The organism is Nocardia sp. NPDC049526 (assembly GCF_044465765.1).
GTDB lineage: Bacteria > Actinomycetota > Actinomycetes > Mycobacteriales > Mycobacteriaceae > Nocardia.
In genome coordinates this window covers 137,605-143,695 of sequence record NZ_JBITMA010000001.1, presented here as the reverse complement: position 1 = coordinate 143,695, position 6,091 = coordinate 137,605, and the positions used below count along the sequence as shown (strand labels likewise).

7 protein-coding genes are annotated in these 6,091 nt (G+C 65.3%); 4 read left to right on the top strand and 3 right to left on the bottom strand.

Annotation, left to right across the window (positions count from 1 at the left end):
• Positions 1-220 precede the first annotated feature (220 nt).
• On the bottom strand, positions 221-955 hold the full coding sequence (locus ACIBW7_RS00540) for a phosphohydrolase (RefSeq protein WP_397044094.1): 735 nt from the start codon (positions 953-955) through the stop codon (positions 221-223).
• 222 nt (positions 956-1,177) lie between these two features.
• Positions 1,178-2,017 carry an NAD(P)H-binding protein gene (locus ACIBW7_RS00535; RefSeq protein ID WP_397042716.1) on the bottom strand — a complete coding sequence of 280 codons (840 nt, stop codon included), beginning with the start codon at positions 2,015-2,017 and terminating at the stop codon, positions 1,178-1,180.
• 63 nt (positions 2,018-2,080) lie between these two features.
• Between ACIBW7_RS00535 and ACIBW7_RS00530 the strand changes: the two genes are divergently transcribed.
• The 3 genes from ACIBW7_RS00530 (at position 2,081) to ACIBW7_RS00520 (ending at position 4,138) form a co-directional block, all read left to right on the top strand.
• On the top strand, positions 2,081-2,479 hold the full coding sequence (locus ACIBW7_RS00530) for a winged helix-turn-helix transcriptional regulator (RefSeq protein WP_397042714.1): 399 nt from the start codon (positions 2,081-2,083) through the stop codon (positions 2,477-2,479).
• Between the two features lie 209 nt (positions 2,480-2,688).
• Entirely contained in the window at positions 2,689-3,639 is a 951-nt protein-coding gene (locus tag ACIBW7_RS00525) for a GlxA family transcriptional regulator (protein WP_397042712.1), read from the top strand.
• A 295-nt stretch (positions 3,640-3,934) separates the two neighbouring features.
• A complete protein-coding gene (locus ACIBW7_RS00520; RefSeq protein ID WP_397042711.1) occupies positions 3,935-4,138 on the top strand; it encodes a hypothetical protein in 204 nt (67 codons plus the stop codon).
• Here the strand turns inward: ACIBW7_RS00520 and ACIBW7_RS00515 are convergent, their stop codons facing one another.
• On the bottom strand, positions 4,139-5,581 hold the full coding sequence (locus ACIBW7_RS00515) for an aldehyde dehydrogenase (RefSeq protein ID WP_397042710.1): 1,443 nt from the start codon (positions 5,579-5,581) through the stop codon (positions 4,139-4,141).
• Positions 5,582-5,789: 208 nt separating this feature from the next.
• Here ACIBW7_RS00515 and ACIBW7_RS00510 point away from each other — a divergent pair, with 208 nt between their 5' ends.
• The gene (locus ACIBW7_RS00510; RefSeq protein WP_397042708.1) at positions 5,790-6,089 is read left to right on the top strand and encodes a hypothetical protein; all 300 of its coding nucleotides are present in this window, start codon (positions 5,790-5,792) and stop codon (positions 6,087-6,089) included.
• Positions 6,090-6,091 lie beyond the last annotated feature (2 nt).

Here is a 6,091-nt window from a genome sequence, read left to right as displayed (position 1 = left end):
CTAATTGCAGCGCCTGTGGCGCTGCGTTCGCGGCCCCCTTGTGTCTCGCGGCCGAGCGCCCGAGACTTGCGACTTCGTCGCGTGCGCTTCGGCCACTTGGATGCGAGACGGGCCGCGAACCTCGCTCGTAAGACTCGCTCCGTGGTGGCTGAGTAATCGATGAAACCTGCGTTGTCGCCCGCACCGTCTTTCGGGACGGTGCGGGCGGTTTCGTTTGTGGCTATTCGGAGAACGGCGCGCGGCTGATCAGCTGACGGAAGCCTGCGGTTCGGATGAGCCATCGGGTGCGGCCGTCCGGTACCGCGGCCGCCTCGTTCGTGAACGCTTGTGTCATGTGCTGTTTGAAGTTGTGCCGCGGATGACGGCGCAGTAGTTCTTCGACCCAGTTCGGATCGAGATCGGACATTCGAGCCCCGAACACGTCCACGCCCGCACCGGCGGAAACGAAGCCGAGATCGTCGACGTTGTCGGCGACCCCGATGGTGAGATGCGCGGCGATCGCGGCGCCGACCGTCTCCGCCTGCTCCGGTGTCGCACCTGCGCCGAGGACGAAGTCGACGGCGCGCTCCGCCCCGGTCACTGCGAAACATCTTCCGGGCGTTGGATGTTCGAGCTGCAAATCGTGCAGCAGGCAGGAGACGTAGGCCAGTTCGTCGTCGTATTTCGTGCCGTCGAATTCAGCGAGCGCACGCCCGAAGAAGTAACTCCGATACGAGTGCTCCAACACGTGCACCGAAAGGCATTCCCGCGCTTCCTCTTCCGCGGCCTCGGCCAGCTTCGAATCGGGCAGTCGGAGTTCCGCGAAATCCACCCGCCCGCTCCCGCCTCTCCCAAGTGCCAACGCGGCCTGCCCGGCAACGAGCCGAGGCACACCCGCAACGAGCTTGGCCGTCAGCTGCCTCCGCTGACCACCGGAAAGCGCCCCACCGGTATGCCTCGCCCATTCCCAATCCATCCCCACAGGCGCACCCACGTCATCTCCTTCTCCTCGAATACGTCTCACTTTCAGTGAAGCCCCCCGAACCACCCCCCACGAGTAGCACAAATGCCAGTAACCCTCGGATTCCCGCCAATCAGGCCCCCAGCCAAGGATTCGGACTGGACAGGCGATCACGTGGAAACGACGGCGGCAAAACGCGAGAGGCCTCCGCCGTCAGGTCCACCTGATCTTGATCGGTCAGCGGAAGTCGAGAGCGTGATCTTGTGCCCACTGGGCGAAGGTGTGGGCGGGGCGGCCGGTGATGTCTTCGACGATCGTCGATACCTGCGGTGGTTCGGTGACTCCCGCCTTCCATCCGGCCAGGACGGCCTCGACGCCGATCTCCGGCATGGTCTTGCGCATCTCCACGCGGGCCTGTTCATCGGAAATCACTTCGAAAGCGATCTCGCGATCGATGGCCGCACCGATCCGCTGCACCTGCTCGCGCAGAGTCAGTGACTCCGGGCCCCAAACGGTATAGGCCTGGCCTTGGTGACCGGGCTCGGTCAGCGCGGTCACCGCGAGTGCTGCCAGATCCTTCTCGTGGATGGGTGCGGTCCTGGCATCGGGATACGGAATCCGGACGGCGCCCTCGTCGCGGATGGAATGCTGCCACCACCAGAGGGCGTTCGTGGCGAACATGCCGGGGCGGATGAAGGTCCAATTCAGACGGGACTTCTCGATGGCGGACTCGATGACGCTGTGCATCAAGGCAATTGGATTGCTCGACGCATTGCTCTGCAGCACAGCGCCCGACGACAGGAACACCACATGCTGGACCCCGGCGGCCTCGGCGGCTGCCACGAAACCGTCGATCCCCTCGGGCTTGGCGTAGAGGAATACACGCTGCGCGCCTTCGAGAGCGGCGGGCAGCGTTTCGGGCCGCTCGAGATCGGCCGCGACGACCTCCGTGCCCGGCGGGAAGCCTGCGCCGGCGGGTGCCCTGCTCGTCGAACGGACCTGTTCCCCTCTCGAAATCAGGCCCTCCACCACATGGTGACCTACATTGCCTCTGGCTCCGAAAACGACTGTGACCATGGCGGCAGCGTAGGCCGCAGGGCTTACCTGTGGTAAGGACATACCTCCAGGTAAGCTCCAGAAATGGCGGTACGTTCGCAGGTCGAGCCCACTACCTGGCAGGGCATGAGTGACGCATTCAACAGTGAGTGTCCGGCACGCGAGGTGCTCGATCACATCACGAGTCGCTGGGGCATGCTGATCCTGACCGCGCTGACCGACGGGCCGCTGCGGTTCTCCGAGTTGCACGCCAAAATCGGTGGTATCAGCGAGAAAATGCTGTCGCAGACGTTGCGCACCCTCGGGCGCGACGGCCTGATCGCGCGCACCGTCGAGCCCACCACACCACCGCGGGTCAGCTACGAACTCACCGAACTCGGCCACGGGCTCACCGAGTCGCTGCACCAGTTCCTCGGCTGGATCCGTGAGCACACGGTCGAGGTGATGGCCGCCCAGCGCCAGCACGACCGCCAGCGCCGGTGACCTCTCGGTGCTGTCCAAATCGCATGCGTCGCATAGTGATCGGCTATTGCGCACAGGGTATGCGCTGTGCGTGATGGCCAGAGCCTATGCGTCAGCCCAGGAGTCTGGGCATCTGATCGACACGTGCCCAAGGCGGGTGCCGCACCCTCGCGGTGGGTAGTTGTTGGCATGGATTCCGGTGATGCTTGGATTCGTGCCAAACTGAGGGCGTGAAGCAGGTAGTCGCGCTGGCGCTGGATGGCGTCATGACCTACGACCTGGCGTGTGCGGTGCAGGCATTCCGTCACGGGTCGGGCAAGACCGGAGAACCGGTGGGGTTCGAGATGCGGACCTGCGGAGTGCGGCCGGGTCCGGTGTGGACCCCGAACGGTTTCGAACTCCGGGTCGACGAGGGGCTAGAGGCGCTGGCGAGCGCCGACATCGTGGTGGTTCCGGGAATCGGGTTGCCCACGCTGCCGCCGGCCGACGAGGTGCTCGATGCGCTGCGGGCCGCGTCGGCACGGGGCGCGACCATGGTCAGCATTTGCGTCGGCGCGTTCATCCTGGCGCGGGCCGGACTCCTGGACGGGCGGCCCGCCACCACCCACTGGGCGTATTGCGATGAATTCGCCGCACTGTTCCCAGCGGTAAAGCTCGACCCCGCCGCACTTTACGTGGACGACGGCGATGTGCTCACCTCGGCGGGATTGTCCGCGGGAATGGACCTATGCCTGCATATCGTGCGTCGAGAGCTGGGCGCGGGTGTGGCGGCCGATCTGGCCCGCTGGAATGTGACACCACCGCACCGCGAGGGCGGTCAGGCGCAATACATTCCGGATGCCTTGGGCGGCAGTGACTTCCCCGGCGCGCTGGCCGCGACCATGGCCTGGGCGGCGGCGAATCCGGCAGCGGCGCCGGATGTTTCGGCGCTTGCTGGGCATGCGCTGATGAGTGAACGCACGTTCATCCGCCGATTCAAAGCCGAGGTGGGCACCACGCCGCGGCGCTGGTTGGAGGCGCAGCGCACCATGCGTGCTAGAGAATTGCTGGAGACTACCGAACTTCCCGTCGAAGTTGTTGCGGCACAGTCTGGATTCGGTAGCGTCACCGCGCTGCGGGTGCATCTGCGTGCGGTCACGGGTACGACGCCCGCCGGCTATCGCCGGTCGCTGCGTCGCTAGCAAATCTGGTCGGCGAATGCGCGTACCAGGCGGTATCGATCCGCCGATGTTCTCGGATTGCCGGATCTGCGGCCGTCGGTGCGCTACGGTTGATTTGCCGGGACGTGCTTCGTATTGGTAAGAAGCCGGTCCGGGAGGGGCTTATGCTTCGCGTGTTTTCCGTCTCATGACCGACCGGTTCGATTGCCAATCATTAACTGTCTCACTTGGATTGACTGAGCTACTTCCCTTTCGATTCGCGAGTCCGCCTACCTGCGGCCAGCGATGAGATCGACGCATGAGAGGTGGTTGGAACATGACCGATCTGGAAATCGGCCCGCTGGCGGCGCCGCAGGTCGAGCCGGCGACCGCGAGCACACCGCTGCGGCGCGCTGCCGGACGTTTGCAGGATGCGCTGCCGTCGGGTTGGCAGGTCGAAATCGTCGACGCCGGTGCGCCGAGCATCGTCGAGGCACCGGGCCGTCAGCCGGTAGTCCGGGTGGTTATGCCGGGAGCTTGACTACCCCGTCCATCCCATCGGCATCAGCAGGGACTTCTGCTCGCAGAATGCGTCCAGACCCTCTGGTCCGTTCTCCCGGCCGAGGCCGGAGTTCTTGTAACCGCCGAACGGCGAGCTCGGGTCGAATGCGTACCAATTGATCGCGTAGGTTCCGGTGCGCACCCGCGCCGCGATTTCCGCGCCGTGCTCGACATCGGCGGTCCAGACCGAGCCGGCCAGGCCGTATACGGAATCGTTCGCGATGGCGACCGCTTCGTCCTCGGTCTCGTATGGGATGACCGACAGGACCGGGCCGAAAATCTCCTCCTGCGCGATCGTCGACTTGTTGTCGACATCGGCGAAGATGGTCGGCTCGACGAACCAGCCGCGGTCCACATCCGCCGGGCGGCCGCCGCCCAGCACCAGTCGCGCGCCCTCTTCCTTGCCCTTGGCTATATAGCCCTCGACACGGTCACGCTGACGTTCGGAGATCAGCGGACCGAAGGTCGTCGCCGGATCGGTGGGATCGCCGGTCTTCAGTGTCTTCACGTGCTCGACCAGCGCGTCCAGTATCTCGTCGTAGCGGCTGCGCGGCGCGAGAATGCGGGTCTGCGCGACGCAACCCTGGCCGCTGTTCATCAGACCGGAGAAGGCGAGCACCGGAATATTGGCGATATCCATATCCGGCAACAGGATTGCCGCCGATTTGCCGCCGAGCTCGAGCGAGACGCTCTTGAGCTGTCCGGTCGCAATGGCGCCGATCTTGCGACCTACCGCGGTGCTGCCGGTGAAGGTGACCTTGTCGACGCCCGGATGCGAGACCAGATACTCCGCGGCATCCGCCTCGGCGGGCAGGATCGACAGCACGCCCTCGGGCAGGCCCGCCTCGGTGAAGATTTCCCCGATCTTGTTGGCGGTCAACGGAGTCAGCGGCGCGGGCTTGAGTACCACCGTGCATCCGGCGAGCAATGCGGGCGCGAGCTTATTGGCCGCGAGGAACAGCGGGACATTCCAGGCCGTGACGGCCGCGACCACACCGCGCGGCTCCCGCGAGACCCGCGCGGTGCCGAACAGGCCGGTGCGGGTTTCATTCCACGGGAAGGACTCGGCCAGTCCGGCGTACGCGTCGAGCGCGGCCACCGCCGGAATCTGGTTGAGCGTCATCGCGATCATCTGCGGTGCGCCCATTTCCGCGGTGAGCGTGGCCAGCAGATCGGCCGAACGCTCCTCGATCAGGCGCGCGGCTCGCGTCAATACCTGGGCGCGCTCCGCCGGCGGTGTGGACGGCCACGGACCGTTGTCGAAGGCGTGCCGGGCGGTGGCTACAGCGGCGTCGACGTCGGCGCGACCGACCACCGGGACGCTGCCCACCGGCTCGACCGTCGCGGGCGAGATGACCTGGAGGCGCTCGGTGGCGGCGGGTGCGGTCCAGCGGCCGCCGATGAACAGGCTGTCGTAATGCATGAGAACACGTTACAGTTTTGCGGCCCGATTGTCTGTAACGTGTTTCAGTTTTCCGTCGGGCCGACCGTCTGAACAGCGCGAATTCCAACCTGTCGGTTCGCTTTTCAGAGAACGCACTATTGCGTTCTGTTGTTGCACCGGTCATGCTGTAGCTACTGATCAGCTCGCTCGATTCATGAACCGATTACGCAATTGGGGAGTCAGAGTCATGGCGGTGCAAGTGATCGGTCGGTCGCTGATGACCAGCGACCAGACCGAGCATCAAGCTAAAAGTGTCGGCGCAGGTGGGTGGGTGGTTTCCTTCCTACCGGGCCGGACGCTGACCATCGAGCAGGCAACCGCCGCGATGCAGGCCGCCGAGGCGGTCGCGGTCGTCGGAGTGCTGGCTGATCAGGTCGGTCTGACCACCCTGGAGACGGTCGGCTTGGCCATTCAGGAATCGCCATGGGCGGCGACGATCAACGCATGCGGGCGCAGGAGCTGGCGCCGGGGCTGGTTGGAGAAGTAGCG

Coding starts and splice junctions, on each gene's coding strand:
- ACIBW7_RS00540 (WP_397044094.1), bottom strand. CDS start 955: ATGGATTGGGAATGGGCGAGGCATACCGGTGGGGCGCTTTCCGGTGGT.
- ACIBW7_RS00535 (WP_397042716.1), bottom strand. CDS start 2,017: ATGGTCACAGTCGTTTTCGGAGCCAGAGGCAATGTAGGTCACCATGTG.
- ACIBW7_RS00530 (WP_397042714.1), top strand. CDS start 2,081: ATGGCGGTACGTTCGCAGGTCGAGCCCACTACCTGGCAGGGCATGAGT.
- ACIBW7_RS00520 (WP_397042711.1), top strand. CDS start 3,935: ATGACCGATCTGGAAATCGGCCCGCTGGCGGCGCCGCAGGTCGAGCCG.
- ACIBW7_RS00515 (WP_397042710.1), bottom strand. CDS start 5,581: ATGCATTACGACAGCCTGTTCATCGGCGGCCGCTGGACCGCACCCGCC.
- ACIBW7_RS00510 (WP_397042708.1), top strand. CDS start 5,790: ATGGCGGTGCAAGTGATCGGTCGGTCGCTGATGACCAGCGACCAGACC.